This window comes from Ructibacterium gallinarum (assembly GCF_014982785.1).
In the GTDB taxonomy this organism is placed as follows: domain Bacteria; phylum Bacillota; class Clostridia; order Monoglobales; family Monoglobaceae; genus Ructibacterium; species Ructibacterium gallinarum.
This window is the reverse complement of record NZ_JADCKB010000018.1, coordinates 16,074-35,161: the sequence shown is the minus strand read 5'-3', so window position 1 is coordinate 35,161 and position 19,088 is coordinate 16,074. Positions and strand designations below refer to the sequence as shown.

Genomic DNA, 19,088 nt, shown 5'->3' with positions numbered 1-19,088 from the left:
TCAAATATTATTCCAAAAGCAAAGTATATGATAATTTTTTCCTTAACAGCGTAGGTGCCCCGGCACAAAGTAATCTATCACTGTCACGCGTTGTGTTAATAATAACCGTTGCCTCATAATGCTGCGACTTTTTTCAACTACACTTTACAATATCCGTTTCCCATAATGGGAAGCTATAGCTGTCGTATCAAACATAATCTTTACTCTAGCTCTATAAAAATCAGTGAATTACCATATCAATATATTGCATACAAAGCATATATCGTCATTTCTATAACCAGGCTTACCTTTTTCCACCCTAAGTATAGTATGATGTCTGTGCTGTGCAAACAACTTCAAAAATTCATCAGCCATACACTTTTAATCTGTTCACGCCGTTACACATAGGCACAAACAGATATAAGACCAATTGTTGCCAAACCGCTGGGGTTTATGGTCTTTTCAATAAGTATAACCTTTTTCCTTTCGCATGTTAATAACAGTCATGTGTCCTATTTCAATATATTACAGCCAGTTTCTAAGTATTTATTCTTGAAAATAATATTTGTATGATTCACTTTTCTATTGACAAATCTCAGTCACACCAAACTCCACGCTTTCGCCCTCCATTTTTATCAGATTAAGTGAAATAATTGTTTTTCCGTCTTTATACGCAAAAGCTGCACGCTTACAGCTACTTTGCAGCCTCCAACTGCCATTTATTCTTACCTTAGCATTCTTCAGTTTCCACGTCGGGTCTGCAGCGGCTATTCTGAGACCGTTTTTCTGTTGTTGTAAAATAAGTAAAAGTGGCTGTGAAGTTTCAACAGCATCAAATTTTCCTGCTTTATGAAAAACATATGCCTTTATTCCCATGACTTGTTGATACACACATTGCACAGAAGGTGTATTGGAAAGTATTTTTACATCAGGTTGCTCTGCATAGCCCTTTGTTTCTGAGGCTGTATAATATGGCAGAATAATATAAGCATAGCTTGCACAATTAGGATTTATGCCGTGTTCCATCCAAAGCTCAGCAAACTCAGGATTTGACGGATTTCTTGCAAGTCTTATCTGCTCATCATTCAAAAAAACATATCCAATTGTATTACCATAATTTACCCAACGTTTGCTTGTCAACTCTATAATTGTACCTGTTTTATCAAGAGTTATGCCTGGTATTCCGTCTGCCATAATTACATTTTCAAAAGGTAAGCATCTATTTTCAACAATTGTTTCTACCCCAAAGCCGTCACTAGCTGAAATATCACATCCTAAGGCAACTACTTCTTTGTCAAACACAAACCATGCCTTTTTAGCCCGGAGTCCTGATTTGTGATACGGAATAACTGTATTAATGTTTTGAATGTCTGGCGAATATTCACTATCTTCGTTATGAAATGTTCTCAGGTGCATAGTAGCAACGACTGCTTTGTCACGAATACAAGCTCCGCCTACAAAATTTTCACCCGAAAGATAATCATTAATAAGACTTATTGACACCGGGTATCTTTTCTGTTTGTCCGCCGTTGTTCCCGGTATTCTGTATGGATTAATTTTTTCCCAAAAACTGCTATTATACTGTTCCAAGTCGAATTTCAACATCAGTTGTGTCATTCCGTCACCATGATACCAGCCGTATTGGTTTAAACCATTAATACTTTCATAACCTGATATACGGCTTGAATTCATCGCAACCGAAATTGCCCAATTCTCTTTTTTTTGTAAAATGCGGTCAATGTGCGGAAACGCACGGACGTATTTACTAGGCACAGTGCGAGCCTTTATATCAGCAAGCTCTTTTATTCTTCTACACTGCGAAAAACTCAATGTGTTTTCATAATTTTTACACGCACCACCCTCCGTAATTTCTTTTATCAGAATTCTTAGCGTATTATTCTTGTCATATTCAGTCATTTCTACCGCAGAAATAAGTAAATTTTCAGCAAATTTTTTTATATTATCGGGATAGCGCCCCATAACGCAGCGCATATAATAGCCGTGAAAGCAAAACGGTATCTGCCCGTTATTAATCCATTCAATAACAGCTTCTTTATCCGAAGGGCTAAAATCATATCGCGTATTTTTAAGCACTCCCATAAGCATTGCAATGTATTGCACCTGTTCCAAACCATAGGTTGCATTCATTGCGTGATGCATATGAAATAGATATGAACCATCTTTATAATATCCCTCCTTCTTTTCACTGCCGCATGGGACGAAAATATCCTTCATTTGTTCCATAACTGCAAGCAACTCTTTGCCGTTTTTTTCAAGAATGGACGCACCAATTATCAATCTACACAAATTCAAAAAATTAGAACCAGTCATTTCAGGCTTCGGAACAAGCACATGAAACAATGAAAGATATTTTTTTATGAGCTCTTCAGAAAGCTCGTCATACATAAGCATTAAAATATCAATTAGGTATCTCGGTGTGCCTATTTTCCAATCCCACCAATTATGAAGAGTTGTATCACGCCAGCCTGTATTGTTAATTTCCTTTTCACCATATCGATTATTATACAACCAGTCCAACGCAAAAAGCAAAACCTTACGCATTCCCTCGTCTTTAAAATACTTTCCGCCATAGGCTTTGTACGCTAGTGTCATTTCACGCAACCTACAATATTGCATTGTCATCTGCGTTGTTGCTGTTATAGGTTGTTCCTCAAATAAATCTCGTATATCCTCACCTATATTAATTTTATCAAGATGCTGCCGAGCACTTTTATTCGTCTCTGCCACTTTATCAGGTAGCATACGAACATCATCAGCCTTTCCCAGCAGCATATCTGTCCATTGTTGTCTTAGTTTTTTCCATTCGTCCACAGAATTTCTCCTTATCTGTTACATTCCTTACAGCACGATATAAAACTCATCATATCCCGTCGGGGTAAAATCAATTTCTTTTTTAATTCGTGTATTGCCCTTACACACTTCAATCTCGTATTTCCCGTAGAAGCACTTTGCATATAAGAAATTTTCACGGCTATCATATTCCGCATTCGTCTGCCATTCCTTATTAATAAGCCTGTCCAACACTTTATATGACGGCTTTTCACTAAAATCATTTCGAACCAGACCACTCATATACTTCTGCTCTGTCCATGTTTCATTCTTTTTTATCGCACAGTTATCCCCTAAATTCCAATAAATGATAGATTCCATATTTGGATGGCTGAACCAAATGCGATACAGATTATACAAAACCTCCGCCTGCATGTCGTCATCATAACCCGGGACTGTAATTTCCGACACGGACAGCGGTCTTTGCAGGTTTCCGTAGCAATCCATAACCTTAAACAGCCTTATCGGATTATATGCCCAATTAGCAAGCTCCTCCATATTATCAGGTGCACAGAAGTTGTGGTACTGAAGTCCGATTGTGTCCACCCGACATCCACTTTTTATCAGCTTTTCCGCCAAAAGATAATAATTAGACAATTCCTTGTTATAACTGCCCCACGACAGTGCGGTTGTTTCGTTCAGCACAAGCCTTGACTCCGCAAAAAACCTATCCGTCTGCTTGAACACCCACTCGGGATAATTGCCCGAAAGAGGATTAAAGTTTCTGTAATGCCCCTCAATGATATGCGGCTCATGATCCCTCAACACAACAGTTGTTGCTTCGTTAATACAATCAAAGCTTTTTATGACCCCATCATATCGCGTGGCAATCTCTTTCAGCCGTTTTGTGATATAATGCTTCAGCCCGTCCCAATTTTCCGGAAGCCATTCCGGTGACATTACCGGCCAAAACAGTGGATGACCCTTTGCTTCAATGCTGTTTTCGGCGCAGAACTCCAGCACCGCTTCGGACGGCGGACGTCTGTCAATCCATACGCTGTCCTTTTCGAAACGCGGTTTACCCTTTTGCGGCTCGAAATCATTCCAATAAAACGGTGCAACAGCAAGGTTAAAAAGTCCTAAAAATTTTTGCTCATACAAAAGGTTTTCTTCCTCGCTGTCAAAGCATTTGTACTTGAACAGATTGCAACCGAACTTAAAATGATGACTTTTCTGCCTGATTTTTACCGAAACACCGTTTATCGGTTTTCCCTCGCTGTCAATGAAATTCAGCCGTATATACCCTTTTCTGTTGCTTTCTATGCCTAAATTAATTCTATCCTCCATCATATCCGCCTGCTCGCGAAAGCTGCACATTATTTTATTTCTATTCAAATTTATCACTCCATCGACTCAAATTCACGCAGCATATCTGCTGTAATATTAATAATTGTAGCACAAATTCTGCGTCTGTTGCTTTAAAAAGAAGTAGTAGACGCAGGCTTGAAACGTTATTTTATTTTGCCGGAGTCGCTGCTTCGCAAAGGGGCACAAGTTCCTCTAAGGATGTCCACAGCATAACCTTTACTGTAGTATTTACCGCATCTCTACTGATATTATTAAGCATCACTTTAAAATTGTTTTCGTCCTCCGAAAGAGCAATCTCCATTATTCCAACATCCTTCATACAGTCGTTCTCATAATATGCTGCAATAACCTTAACGGTTTCGCCAACAGACTTGTTCCCAGTAGGAATATTAATTGTGCCGCTCACACTGCCATTTAGTTCGATAATATTCTCAAATTTTATTGTTTGATCTTGTGCAGTAAATGAAACAACGCTTTCTTCTTTATTATTTCCGTATATGTCCTTAACTCCTGTTACTGATACATTATATTCATTGCCTAAGGTCAATTTATTTTTAAGAGTTAGTCTTACTGTTTGGCGATATCTGCTTCCTTGCTCTATCACCTTTGCCGACATCACCTCATTGTTTTTAATAGTAAAGCACTCTTTCGCTACAGATGACTTATCAAGCAAACCGTCGAAGGTAACGTCTACGGTATTGTTCGACGAATTAATAGCCTTATAAATTTTTGTTTTTGGTGTATACGGCTTTATCTCCGTTCTCATTAGCACAGGTATATAAAGTGCCTCAGCAGTTAAATCAGGCTGTTTACTTATAACTACCTTAATATATTTTACTTTCGGATCATTCATCGTTACTTTATATGTAATATTTCCATTCCATTTGTCTGTCAAAAGATCATTGGATTTTACAGCTGTAACCTGAGTATATACGCTATCATCCGTAAAATCCTGTCCTTCATCAGCTGTATAGAACGATATAACACCGCTGTCTGCTCCAGTTTTTTCTCCTGTGGTTAATATAAATTCACCGAGTCCGTTTTCAACCTCGTATACAATGCACTCAGACACATTTTTACTTTTCAAGTATAGCATATTACCGCTAAGTACATCATCATCGCTGCCCATGGTATTTCTGTAAACAAATGGCAGATCGGTTTTCCCGCTAAGCATATCTATCTCCTTAACACCGCCATAGGAAACGCCACAAACTCCTGCTGCTTTTGCCTCAGCCGCATCTACCTTACCAATTTTGTCTGCGCCGCCACTATACCACGAAAAGTCACCAGATTTAGCAGCTGCCGCATAAGGATCTGCAACTGTTGAAAAAGATTTACTGCTTGTGTTGTTATTAATTACCGTGCCGTCAAGCGCTGTCAAGCCATCAAAAGAAACTTCATATGTTTTATTTGCCAGCCAATTATATTTGGGGCTGATTGTTACCTTGGTTCCATCAACAACGGCAGTAAATTCATTTGAAGGATTCAATGTAATTTTCTCCTCCAGCCCCTCTGGCGACACTGCCTTATTAAAGGTAATTACTACAGGTGTGCTTAATCCAACATCTGATATAGGCTCCGCAGACACAATCTCAAACGGAGTTTCTATAGCTTCTGTTGTAAATTGGATTTGTCCGTTTGCCTCATTTGAGCTTACTTCATTGATAACATCCCTGACACCGATATAGTTAATTTTGTATACCGTGCTGCCGGTAAGGTTCCCAACAAATGTAACAACCACCTTTGTGGCATCACTCTTATCTATCGCCGCAGTATATTCCGCACTGCTGAGTTCGCGTTCACCTGCATACACCTTCAGTGCGCTGAGGCTATTTGCATCGATTATCGTATTAAAGTCAAGAGTTACCTGCTTAGTATCAACCGAAACACCGCTTGCATTATCCGCAATTGTGCTTTTGGTCAGACAAATCGGGACAAGCTTCTGAGAAATAAAATCGTCAATCCACGTTGTTTGTTGTACTGTAGTATCCTTATTCCCTTGAAACAAAAGCTTATCAATTTGCGTTATATTAAGCGGGTTCATGGTCTTTCCTTTTAAATTAACAGGGGTGGTGTTTGCCTTATTTCCGTCAATGTATAAATCATAGCTGTCATTATTAAACACGAAATACAAATGCTGCCACTCATTCGGCGTCATTTTCACACCGACGAAGTCAACATCGTCCGCTCCCCTTAATACATTACCTGTGGTATCGCCGAACTTTAGCAATGTACTGTTTGATTTTTCTTCAGGAACAGAATTATCTCTTGTACCAAAAAGATATTTGATTGTCCCTTTTTCAAATTTCACCTTTACCTCAAGTGTGTCAACTGCACCCTCCTGCACCCTGTGCAGAGGTTTATTCGAATCAAAGGTTGCAAACACCTGTCTTGCCGTACCGTTTGGTTTTGTGGTGACAATTTTTCCCATTCCGTTCTCAACAGAAAACGTGCTACCATCACCGCTGAACACACTGCCCATTTCCGTTTGGTTGTCAAAATAGTTTTCGTAATAAACTGTGTCGTTTTCCTGTGCGGATACGAATACTGCCTGCGACAAAAACAGCATTACAGCGATACCGGCGCTAATTTTCTTCAAAGTCATTGTTTTCATTTTAAATACTCCTTTCATTTCAGAACAATTATTTTAAATAATGACCCCGCTTTTTGCGCTGTCTGGCAATTATCCTTTGACCGCACCTACTGTCAGACCTTGTATAAAGTATTTCTGAAAAAACGGATACACAACCAAAATCGGGCCTGCTGCCACCATACAAAGTGCCATTCTTACATTGTCTGTCGGTACATTTGCAAGCGATTCTGTTATATATGCATTGCCATCTGCTTCATTCAACATTTGTATTTTTGAAAGCATACTTTGAAGCAAAAACTGTAAATTTCTTAATTTTTCATTAGTAATAAACATCAGTGAATTATACCAATCATTCCAGAAACTCAACGTAAAGAACAGCGCAATAGTGGCAATTCCAGGCAATGACAGCGGCAACACCACTTTGAACAGAATGGTATATTCATTTGCACCATCTATTTTTGCCGAATCAATAAGTTCTGCAGGAATTGATGTTGCAAAAAAGGTTCTCAAAATTACTACATACCACGAATTCATTACACTTGGAAGAATAAGCGCCCATATAGTATTACTCAACCTCAAAACATTTGCACATATCATATACCACGATACCATTCCACCGCTAAAGAGCATTGTGAAAAATGAAAAAAATGCAAACAAATTTCGATATTTAAAATCATTTCTAGACAACGGATATGCATATAATGCCACAATGAGCACACCCATCACCGTCCCTGATACCGTTGTAAAAATTGTCACAACATATGCATTTAAAATAGTATGTTTTGCTGATGACCATATGTATCTATACGCTTCGAAACTCCACTGCTGTGGAAAAAATGAGTATCCATTATTTGTAAGTGTCGACTGCTCCGTCAAAGATGTGATTACTACCAATATTACAGGTATGACACATAGGAATGCCAGGAGAATAAACAATCCATTCATCACGATTTGAAATATATTTTTTTTCGCTGTCATACTTTCTCCTCCTAAAACATTGCTCTTTCCGGATCTATTTTATGAACAACTGCATTAGCGATCACAACAAGAATGAATCCTACGATTGACTGGTAAAATGCTGCGGCACTCGACATTCCAAGACTGTTTGCACTTCCCGATTTCATCATATTGAAGACATATGTATTAATGACCGACGTCGTAGAATACAAAGCTCCTGAATTTTGAGGCACCTGATAAAACAACCCAAAATCAGCATTAAAAATTTTCCCTACCGCAAGGATCAACATAATGATAATGACAGGTTTAAGACACGGAATAGTAATATTTATGATTTGCTTCCATTTGTTTGCACCATCAATCTCTGCAGCCTCATATAAATTCCTGTCAATTCCAGCTATACTTGCAAGATAAACAATTGATCCATATCCCAATCCTTGCCAAAAATGAACTATGCTTAAAATATACGGCCAGGGTCCTGACGTTACATACCAGTCAATAGGTTCAATATCAAACATCGGCAGAATTTTGCGGTTTAAAAAGCCTGTTTCATTACTGAAAAACGCAAATGCTATATAACTTATAACAACCATTGACAGAAAATGTGGCATTATCATAAGTGTTTGACAAGTTTTGGAAACAATTTTATACTTTAACTCGTTTAAACCAATTGCTACAAATACATGCAGTACAAGTCCAAGAGCAATGAACAAAACATTATACAAAACCGTATTTCTCGTAATAATCCACGCATCGCTTGTATTAAATAAAAATTTAAAATTTGCCAATCCCACCCAGGGGCTTTTTAGTATTCCCAAGCCAAAATTTATTTTTTTAAATGCAATAATTATGCCAAACATCGGTAAATATGCAAATAATATTAAATGAATTAGTCCAGGAATAAGCATTGTAAACAAAGAAAAATTCTTTTTTAACTCACTAAAACGTAGTTTGTTTTTAACAGCTGCTTGTGTTCTAATATTTATTTTCATAGATTTATGTTTCCTCCGCTATCCATAACTTACTTATCAAAATTATTTGTGCTTACCTTTGAATAACAATGCTATGCAGTGTCGAATAATCATAATAAAGCAATACCTTATCATTCATCATCAATTCATCAGCAGAACATTCAAATACTCTTCCATTTTCTGAAAGATAAATTTTTGTATTTGCACCGATTGAAATATTTCTCATAACTGTAACTTCTTCACCTGGCTGATTTTTTGTGTATAGAAATCCTTTTTCTGTTAGGGTATGTACACGCCCTGACAAGAACATACACTCTGCTTCGGTTATCGAATCGGGCAGTGCATATGTAGAATATTCATAATATACCGGATTTTCACCATCATAAAAAAGAGAAAAACCTGTTAGTCTGTCATTATTAAGCATTGGCTGAATAACACTTCCCGGTTTCAGATCAACAATCGAAAAAGTGTTTTTCACATCATCCTCCGAGGGGAGAGATAACCCTTGTGCTTTCATAATTTCAGGCGGCATAAAAGTCGCAAAAGTATCAGTAACTCTAGTTTTTATTGCATACTCTGCCCCGTTTCGCCAACCTGTTAATTCATATACTATTTCGTCATTCTCATCAATTGTAGTTAAAATATCTTTTACTATAATTGGTTTATTACCTTTAAATGACGCTTGTTGTAATATATAATTTGGTTTTCTTAAGATTGCCATACCAACATTAAATTCTTTATCAACATCATATAACTCAATATTAAACGTCCATTGTCCCCACCCTTCAGGCTCTACAGTATAAAACAAATCTTCGTCTCTTAAATTATATGGTACATTGATAATTACAGTATCAGATTTTAATTTATACAATCCACCAAGGCTTTGCCAATCTCCTGTAAGATATCTTATCTCACCTGAGTAATCCAATGAAAAATTATTTTCGTCATAGGTAGAATATTTATTGTTGTCGACCGCTGTGGAAATTTTCGTCACCTTTCCCAAAGAATTCACCCGATATTGTATTGGCTGATGCCTTAGCTGGCTTCCGTTCCACAAAACATATTGATTTTTTTCTAAAAGCTGTTTTTTATCCTTGATACGAACAGAATTAAACGTCAGTTTATCATTAAGTTCATATTCATGAAACTCGCCATCTGAGCCAAAGATTTTTATTTTGACGTTGCCTCCTATGGATTCATCCATATAAAGTCTTGTCATATATCCGTACAAATCAACGTCGCTTGTTACTTCAATTCCAACAATTTCATTTCTTTCATCGATATAAGCTGCAACACCCATTCCCGCTCTAATATTGTCTGCTTTATAACCGCTTTTCCCTGTCTTAAATGAATAATTCATATTATATTCCGTACCATCTATGAAAATAATTCCTTCGTTAATTATTTTTTCTATCTTACCGGAAACTTTTCTGCCTTTCTGAATAAAAATTATTTTATCAGAATTTTTTTCATATCCCAAAGACAAAGTATCTCCTTTTTTTAACTCTGAAAATAGCATTTCATTCTCATTCTCATCAATTATTATAGTTTTTTTATCATTATTCAAATCGTACAGGTTATAAACAACATCATTTTTGCCAATAATTCTTAAATCAGTTTCCGAAGAACTTTTTATTACAGTGCTTTCAAAAGAAAAAACCTTAACCGTTTCAAACTCCCGATCATTGTCATTATTGATAAGTATAATATATCCTTCGTTAATACACATGTCGCTATCATTCATATATGGTGCCGCCACGCCGTTATATATAAATGCTGCATCTAGAGAAATAGTATATTCTCTGATTTTATCTTTCTGTACGCATACAGATTTCACTCCGGATTTATCTTGCACAAGATCATTGGAATCAATCTTGACGATCTGATTTTTATTTTCAGGAACATATAACGAAACAAGCTCTTTTTCTTCATTATCATCACAATATAATATCACAACACTCATTCCCAGATAGTTGTCATAATTTTTGTCTTCATTTATAAGAAATTGTTCATTATCTACTTTGATATGATTTATTTCTGCTTTTTCAGAATCTAAAAACAAGCCTGTTCTGCTTGTTGCAGTTATGACACCAGTATACGTTTGCATATGCAGACAACTAGATAAATAGCTCTTTCCGTAAGAAACACTATATGTTGTCTGTCCATTTGTAAAACTAGCCTCCATAATATCCGCATTAAGCGCTGCATAAAGCATTTTCGCATAGCACTCCATATTCACATAATCATTCGGTGAAAGATTAATTCCTTTAATTATACCTGCGTCTGAGGCTATTGACATTACATTATTTGGGGTCAGTATTGCACCTCGTCCTGTCAAATCGGCTAATACAGCGGCAGCTTCAATAAAAGTAATAGGCTCTTTATAATCATTGGTTTTAAAATACTTTTCAGAATTATAAGCAACTCCAAGCATCTCCATATTATTTTGTACAAGTTGCTTAGTTACCGCTGCCTCTGGACTGTATGAGTTTAAAATCCCCATATCATATAAAAATGTTACCTCTTTTGAAAAAGATATATCTTCTTTTTCCGCATAACCAATAACACCTGTAAGCATAATTACCAAAAGCGTCAGAACGAATTTACTTATTTTTCTGCACCTCATTGTCATCCTCCTATTGAATTAGTTCAAATATAATTTTCGCGGCCTGTGCTCTGGTCAGACCGTCCTCAGGGCGAAATGTATTATCAGGGAATCCGGATATTATACTTTTTTTTTGCATCCACATTACAGCCTTTTTAGCATAATCCGCTATCTTTGTGCTATCATTAAAAGTTGAAATATTCTCGTCTTCGTTTAAATCATTATCCGCAAAAGCACGATAAAGCATTACTGCCGCATCCTGCCTTGATACAGTCATGCCGGTTCCAAAAGTTGTTTTATCAATACCAAAAACAATCTGGTTTTTTACAGCCGTCATCACATATTGATAAAACCAGTCTTCTTTCTTCACATCATTGAACTGTCTATCTGCATCGTTTTCAATATCAAGTTCCTTGGCAAGCAGTATTATTTTTACCAATTCCTCTCGAGTCAAAAAATCATTTGGTCTAAAATATCCATCGCTACCAATCATAATCTGACGCCTGTAAACACCTTTTATATAATCTGCTGCCCATTCACACTCATCTATATCGAAGAATATTTCTTCCCCCTTTAACTGTTTGATAATATTAGAATCAATTATTCCTTGAGAAATAATTGCAGAGTGACTTCCCCCATAGTTAGAAATGCCGCCTCCTGCACTCCCGCTAACTGAACTGACCTGAGATATTAACTGCTGCAAACGGTTATTAAACGCATCATCGACATCTTTTGCTCTGACAAAATCCTTATGATACAGTGCTCTTGCCATTTGAGTTTCAGACACTTTTGGAAAATTACCCTCAAAATTTACAGAAAATATATCAAAGTATTTTTTTAAAACATCAAGCACTACATTACTGTCACTCATGTTTACTTCCGTAACAGCGATTGCTTCAGAAAGCGTTTTCTTAAGTTCATTAATCGAAGAACCCTTATTTGTGTATTTTTCATAAAGAGTAGCAACCTGTTCAAAATTTTCTTCATAAAATATGCTATCAGTTAACCCAAGCGTCTTTATTGCCTGAATAAGCTCATCACCCTTCAAATTGCTAAAATCTACAAGAGTAGCCGTTTTATTAAATATTATTTCTGAATCGGCTGCATTCACAAAGCATTTGCCGAAATTATCATACATCACATTATAAAACGCATCTACATCTTGCTTATATTGTTCGTTTTCCTTATCTATAAGCCATGCAAATTTATTATATTTTTCATATACAGCTTTAAGTGCATTGCTGTCTTCCGCTGAATTTAGTTCCGATACAATTTGCGTCTCTGTATCCGAACGAAGATGGACAAAACAATCACTTCTCTCAGAAAGCGGCTTTTTCTCTTCAAAGCCTCCTATTACAACATAATATATGCCTTCCGGATCATCTGCCTGTAATGTAAAATTATACTTAAACTCTGTGACTTCGTTCCTCTGTTCCATTTTAAACAGTTTCTGCATATCCTCATCATCTATTTCTCCATCCGACAAATCAACCCCTGGTTCAAAAACATACATGATAGTATCAAATGCTTTATCCGCAAGTTCTGTATATACTACCGATATGTTGCTGTCTTCCTTTGATATTTGAGCATTTGCAGAAATTCCAAACATCATAAATACAAATAAAACTATAAATACTTTCTTCAAAACTTCCACTCCCCCTATTCAACTTCTATCTCTGCAATACCTAAAAATCCCGTAGGATTTAAGCTTTTTATTTTGATGTACTGGCATTTTTTATTTATTGGGTGTGCTTCGGTTTCAGTTTTACTTCGTCCTGAATACAGCTTTTCCCATTCGTTACCATCTTCTGATATAAAAATATTATAATTATAAGTATATATTTTACTTTCATACCACTCAATTGTTAACGACTTCGTTTTAACGCTTTTTTCCATTTCTAAAATAATTTCCGTCTCTTTTTCATTTGTACAAAATACAGTTTCAGCATTACCATCTGTTAAAGCTGGTAATTCCTTTTTACATCCCGCCCGAACGGCCATAACAACTGGCTTGTCCATACCATCTGAAAAATCATCATTTACATTTTCATCTACAATCGTTGCTTTAGAAATAATTTCTTCGTCCTCTTCCCATGGAAATTTTGTAATAGGAATTTTTCTCCCACTTCCGCTAATGTTTCCTTTTTCATCAACTATATAATCCGTTCGATATTTATACAGACCATCTAATTCCACATCCTTATAGGCGTCCGGAGAATCTGACGCCTGCATTGATATACCGTTTCTTCCTATCTTGACCTCCATAGTATTTGCTCCGTCTGCACTAACCTTTAGTTTTTCTGTCTTTGCTTTATTTCCGTATTTCACCGTTATATTATATTCTCCCCGATGACCGCTTACTCTGAATTGCCCATTTATATCCGTCTTTCCTTGTTCATGAGTCATCCATTCCCCTTGGACATATTGCCTCCATATATTTACTGTCTCTCTCGGCGTCCAGTCTGATTTATAAAACGGCGCATGGTTTTTCCAGTGCTGTTGATCCCAAAATCCCCATGTAATAAAACCGGTACATTTAGGATGGCTATACGCCACAAGAAGGATATCCCTCAGATAAGGCGCCTCCATTGCTTCCAATGTCGGAGTAAAGTCGTATTCTGTTATTGCCACCTCGTCCACAAGTTCCGACAGGTAATCCAGCTGATTATAAAACTCCTGCGGATAGCTTAGTGCATTTCCGCAATGTGCCTGAATACCAATTCCGTCAATTTTTGCCCCTGCGTCTTTTGCATTCTTTACTAAGTCATACAGCTTATAAACATTTGTCCAATGCGCTTCTCTTCCTGCTATTCCCGTTTCATTTACATAAAGTGACGCATCGGGATCAATTGCCTTGGCAAGATTAAAATACCTGACAATATTGTCATATCCAAGCCTTGAAATGATATCATGATTATTAAGCGGCTCGTTTAATGCGTCCCACTGCGGAATTGCTCCTTTATACTGTGTCATAACATCATTTATATGTTCTGTAATCCTGTTGTCTATCTGTTCATCGCTCATATAAGGATACGCCTTCTGCAGCGACTCCGGCCAATGAACAAGTTTATCCCAAAACAATGCATGACCTCTGGTGGTTATATTATTTTTGTTAGCCCAATTCAGAATACCGCTTGCATACACTCCTTGGTTCGGCTCAATTGTTGCCCATTTACCGGCGGTATCATAAACCACAGTATTGAATAAATCTAAAACAGCATTGCGGTAGCTTATTGCTTTTTCACTTGTTCCCGCCTGTAAAAATGTGTTATGAACGGCAGTGCCAAACATAAACTCATTTTTAGTCATGCTGATTTCCACATCTGCATCGGGTATAGGAGTACCATTTTCCGTTGTTACATTTACTGTAATGTCTCTTTTCCTTATTTTTTCAATACGCTTTAATGCCTCTTTGCGCCATAATGCATCATCTTCCATACCCTTATATGTGTCATTAGGCTCTGCTTTAGGCACCACATCTTCATATTTGTACTTATTATGAAAGTTTTCTATCTTTAAATCTGCAATTTGTACTGTCTGCGGTTTATACCCAAAGCGAAGCGTGAGCTGCCATTGTTCCTTTTCGATTTTTAAAACCTTTGGCGAAAGCAAAACATAGTACTTTTTCCAGTTTTCATCAAGCTCCTGCGAAACATTTGCAAGCTTTATATAATCACCAAAATTCTGCTCATAGCAAGGACCTACAAATCCCATACCTGATTCATCAGTTGTACTTAATTTTCTGGCATAATATGATAATACCGCTACTTCACCGACATTAATATCTCCATCAGCCTGCATCACCAACTGAGCATCATATACATTAGTGGGTTTCTCCAAAGTTTCTACTTCTAACGCTTTTGAAAACGGTTGACCACTGATGTCAACCGTTTTCAGCCTGAGCTTGTCACCACCGGTAACATTTGCAGAAAACACCTTATCCGAATTTAAAATAACTTCGCCGCCGCTTAATGATGCCAAAACCTTTTGCTGGTCAAACACTTCTTCCTCCGGAACGATAACGGGACTTTTCAAGCACAAGGTGCTTTTGTTTTCCCAATACGCAGCTTCTGAACAATATTTCATGTAATCACAGAATAGCTTTGTATATACATAGGCAGTGGCTTCATCCAAATATACAGGCTCCTCCAGATTAACGGGAACCTTATCTATATTTGCATTTGTAGAATTTGGTCTTAAAACAAAGTCAAAATCATTTGCCGAAGCAATAATTTCACTTTTTTCGCTGTCCCATTTAACCGTCATACCCATTTTTTCAAAAACTTCTCTTACAGGAAGTAGAATCATATTTTCTTTCTTAATTGGTTTGTGTTCTAAATTTACAATATTGTCATCAACTTTTAACGTAAAATCCGTTTCTGCTGAAGCTGAAGTATGAATCAGAAAAATGAAAAAAACAAGTATCAAAGCTACTTTTTTCATAAATATAATCACTCCTTCTTCCATTCGGCAAAAGCAATCGGCTTCATATTTTCTTCCCATAAAAATGCCCGCGCATATACATTATCATCTAATGCTGTTGTAACAGTTACTGTATCCGCAACATCATCCACCTCAACCATTTTTATTCTTGCTTCAATAAGCTTATCTGTACCCTTTTCATAAACTGCAGCACATTGCCATTGCCCTTTGCTTCCATTGAAAATAGCCGTCTGTCCGTCAAAACATATCAATGGTGTAATCTCTATTTTTTCAAATTCTATGCTACCCAAATCAAAAGTTCTACGTGTATATTCTTCACTCGCATATGAATTTACAATCATCCTAAGGAACCGCAAATCATTTCCATAATATACCGTCTGTTCCGGCAGGAATATAGTTTCATTAGAATTATTTAAAGTTCCCGAAACAATCATTTCTCCTGTTCCATTTGGAATCATGCTGAGCGACAGTGTATACCATGTATTTTCTTTAAGCAATTCCTGCCCATTAATTCCGTATCTCAATATAGGCGATGTTGCATCTGCGCTGTTAGAAACTACGGAAACAATAGACTGCTCTCCCATACCATCGGCAGTTCTTGACAATGCTATTTGTACATATCTGCCATAACGCAAGCCTATCGCCTTTTCTTCATAAGGAACTTGAAAACTCATATTGAATTCATATGCTTCACTTTTCGTATCAATTGGAAATCCGTTGGGCTTTAAAATCTGGCTTAAACAGCTCTTAAACACCTCGGGGTTTTTCTGTCTATAAAAGCTCAGGCAATATCTACCGTCAACATTGTTAATCACCGTGCCGCGCTTATCGTATGCTTGTGCGCCATACCAATTACCATAAACATTTGAGTTTGTTACCGGATTTATATATGTCCCATTCTCATCCTTTCCGTCTGTTCCATAATCACTGAAATCGTCATATATATTAACATGCGTAAAGCCTTCATTATTTCCTTTTATAATACTACTGTCATATTCCTCAGGCTGTTGATACGCAGGAATTTTTATACCTGTACCTTCAATTTCTCCGTTATCTTGCAGCATATAATCAGAACGATATTTGAGATAATCCTCTGAATTAAGCATGTTTTTAATATTCGGGATACTGTCCGGAATGATTGTAATTTCATCTCCAATTTTTACATTAATAATTCCCAACTTATCAGTATTAAACACTGCATTTGCTTCAGAATCCCCATATTTTATTGTCAAACTATATTCACCTTTATGTCCTTTGAAACTAAACACACCCATCGTATCACTTTTCCCTGATACAGAAGTTTTCCACTCACCATTCACATAATTGTCCCATACGGACAGTGCCTGCTTAGGCATCCAGTTACTGTAAAAAAACGGTGCGTTGTTTTTCCAATGTTGACTATCCCAAAAACCCCAAGTCAAGAATCCCGTTGCTTTTGGATGACTGTATGTAGCAATAAGCATATCCCGTAGATTATCAGCCGCCAATTCTTCATCATCTACCGTAAAATCATATTCTGTTACGGCAATTTCGTGAACACTACTTTCTGTAGCAAGATAATCAAGTTGATTATAAAATTCCTGTGGGTACCGCAGCACCGTTCCGCAGTGTGCCTGTATTCCAATACCATCTACCTGAGCTCCGCTATCGTTAAGTTTTTTTACAAAGCTGGCAAGTTTTCGTGTCTGTAACCAATTTGCATGATTACCATTTATGCCTGTTTCATTAACATAAAACGAAACATTAGGAGCTATTTTCTTTGCTATTTTAAACAAATCGGCCGTTTTTTCAACACCTATCCTATTAATCAAATTTCTATTTGCCAGTGGCTCGTTTAGCAAATCCCATTGTTTTATGTTGTTTCCAAAATAGGTCATATTTTCATTAATGTGTTCCTGAACCCGCCAATATCGTTCATCGTCTGTCATAAAATCCCACGCCTGCTTAAATGATTCCGAATAATACTTTAAATTGTCCCAGAAAAGTGCATGACCTCTCACGTTAATATTGTTTTCTTCTGACCAGTTATAAATTCCTGTTGCATACCGCGCGCGGTCACTTTCAATTGTCGGCCATTTTCCTGCCGTATCATAAACAACGGTATTAAAATGTTTCAGCACATTTTCCGCATAAAGTTTTGCATTATCACTTGCACCATCGATTACTGATGACTGAAGAAGATTATTATGTACCGCTGTCCCAAATATAAAGTCATTTTTTATCATTTCCGCTTTGACTTCTGCATCTTTAATGGGGTTTCCGTTTTCATCGCTTACATTGACTGTTATGCTGGTTTTTCTGTTCTTTTCTATGCGTTTTAATGCCTCATCACGCCACAAAGCGCCTTCCTCTCTGCCCTCGTATGTAGGATTTTCTGTATAAGCATATGTAACATCTTCCTTTGTATATCCTTCCTCCAGAAGTTCAACCTTTAATCCCGCTATTAAAATAGTTTGCGGCTTGTATCCAAATCGCATATTAAATCGCGAGGTATTTTTCAAGTAATCCTCATCATTCGCAGATATAAGCATATAGTACTTTTTCCAGTTTCCACTCATTTCAATTTCATGGTTTGCTGAGCCGGCTTTCTTGTATTCGCCATAATTTTGTTCGTAACACGGCCCGGCATATGCATACCCGGACTCATCTGAAATGTCAATTGCCTTTGCCCAATATGACAATAAAGCAAAATGACCACTTTGCAAATCCCGCTGCGGATACATTTTAAGCTGATAATCATAAACCGCTGTAGGTTCTGAAATTGTTGTTATTTTTAATGCCTCGGTACAGTCCTCTACCTCATTTTCTTTTAACTCAACAACCTCCGTCTGCAGATTGCTGCCTCCGATTTTTGTTGCGGTAAAAAGCTGCTCGCTCTCAATAAGTGTTCCTGTTTTGTTCAGCTTTCCGTAAAATATATCCTCGCTTTCCATTTTCCCCGTATCTTCAATTCCCGGAACTGATGAAAACGTAAGTACTGTTTCCTTAAAACACTCTGCACCCATATACTTCATATAGTTTATAAAAAATCCTTCTTCAACCAGGAGATCATTATTTATGCGATACAAACTCTTTGCAGGTATAGACACCATATCCATCACCGCCGATTCGCTTTGCGGTACAAACTCAGCATAATGGTTATTAACCGAAATAACTATTCCGGAGTCGCTTTTTGCTACTGACATCCCCAGTTTTTCTGCAATCTCGCCTATAGGATAATAAGTTATATCATTTGATGTAACAGGAGATGTTTTAAGTTCACATTGTTCTTCGCATATGCTTATGAAGCCTGAAGCAGTAACAGTCGCATACACAGTAACAGTTGTCATTATAATAATTACATATAGTATCGCTATTATTGCTCTTTTCATAATCTCTTACT

The 19,088-nt window shown here is 37.0% G+C and carries 9 protein-coding genes; all 9 read right to left on the bottom strand.

Annotation, left to right across the window (positions count from 1 at the left end):
* Positions 1-561: 561 nt before the first annotated feature.
* Positions 562-2,811: a polysaccharide lyase family 8 super-sandwich domain-containing protein gene (locus INF28_RS08925; protein ID WP_226393125.1), complete on the bottom strand. Its 2,250-nt coding sequence runs from the start codon at positions 2,809-2,811 to the stop codon at positions 562-564.
* 27 nt (positions 2,812-2,838) lie between these two features.
* On the bottom strand, positions 2,839-4,164 hold the full coding sequence (locus INF28_RS08920; RefSeq protein ID WP_226393124.1) for an endo-1,4-beta-xylanase: 1,326 nt from the start codon (positions 4,162-4,164) through the stop codon (positions 2,839-2,841).
* 121 nt (positions 4,165-4,285) lie between these two features.
* Complete coding sequence (locus INF28_RS08915; protein ID WP_226393123.1) at positions 4,286-6,751, bottom strand: Ig-like domain-containing protein; 2,466 nt, start codon at positions 6,749-6,751, stop codon at positions 4,286-4,288.
* A gap of 69 nt (positions 6,752-6,820) precedes the next feature.
* Entirely contained in the window at positions 6,821-7,708 is an 888-nt protein-coding gene (locus tag INF28_RS08910; RefSeq protein WP_226393122.1) for a carbohydrate ABC transporter permease, read from the bottom strand.
* A gap of 11 nt (positions 7,709-7,719) precedes the next feature.
* The gene (locus INF28_RS08905) at positions 7,720-8,679 is read right to left on the bottom strand and encodes an ABC transporter permease (RefSeq protein ID WP_226393121.1); all 960 of its coding nucleotides are present in this window, start codon (positions 8,677-8,679) and stop codon (positions 7,720-7,722) included.
* A 52-nt stretch (positions 8,680-8,731) separates the two neighbouring features.
* Positions 8,732-11,284, bottom strand: coding sequence for a hypothetical protein (locus tag INF28_RS08900; protein ID WP_226393120.1), 2,553 nt, complete (start codon positions 11,282-11,284; stop codon positions 8,732-8,734).
* Positions 11,285-11,294: 10 nt separating this feature from the next.
* A complete protein-coding gene (locus INF28_RS08895; protein ID WP_226393119.1) occupies positions 11,295-12,908 on the bottom strand; it encodes an S-layer homology domain-containing protein in 1,614 nt (537 codons plus the stop codon).
* A 14-nt stretch (positions 12,909-12,922) separates the two neighbouring features.
* The gene (locus INF28_RS08890; protein WP_226393118.1) at positions 12,923-15,706 is read right to left on the bottom strand and encodes an endo-1,4-beta-xylanase; all 2,784 of its coding nucleotides are present in this window, start codon (positions 15,704-15,706) and stop codon (positions 12,923-12,925) included.
* Between the two features lie 8 nt (positions 15,707-15,714).
* Positions 15,715-19,077 (bottom strand): endo-1,4-beta-xylanase, encoded by a 3,363-nt coding sequence (locus INF28_RS08885; RefSeq protein WP_226393117.1) that lies wholly within the window; start codon positions 19,075-19,077, stop codon positions 15,715-15,717.
* Positions 19,078-19,088: the final 11 nt, after the last annotated feature.

Bases quoted from the DNA above. Each gene is read 5' to 3' on its own strand.
- INF28_RS08915 (WP_226393123.1), bottom strand. From the start codon at position 6,751: ATGAAAACAATGACTTTGAAGAAAATTAGCGCCGGTATCGCTGTAATG.
- INF28_RS08910 (WP_226393122.1), bottom strand. From the start codon at position 7,708: ATGACAGCGAAAAAAAATATATTTCAAATCGTGATGAATGGATTGTTT.
- INF28_RS08905 (WP_226393121.1), bottom strand. From the start codon at position 8,679: ATGAAAATAAATATTAGAACACAAGCAGCTGTTAAAAACAAACTACGT.
- INF28_RS08900 (WP_226393120.1), bottom strand. From the start codon at position 11,284: ATGAGGTGCAGAAAAATAAGTAAATTCGTTCTGACGCTTTTGGTAATT.
- INF28_RS08890 (WP_226393118.1), bottom strand. From the start codon at position 15,706: ATGAAAAAAGTAGCTTTGATACTTGTTTTTTTCATTTTTCTGATTCAT.
- INF28_RS08885 (WP_226393117.1), bottom strand. From the start codon at position 19,077: ATGAAAAGAGCAATAATAGCGATACTATATGTAATTATTATAATGACA.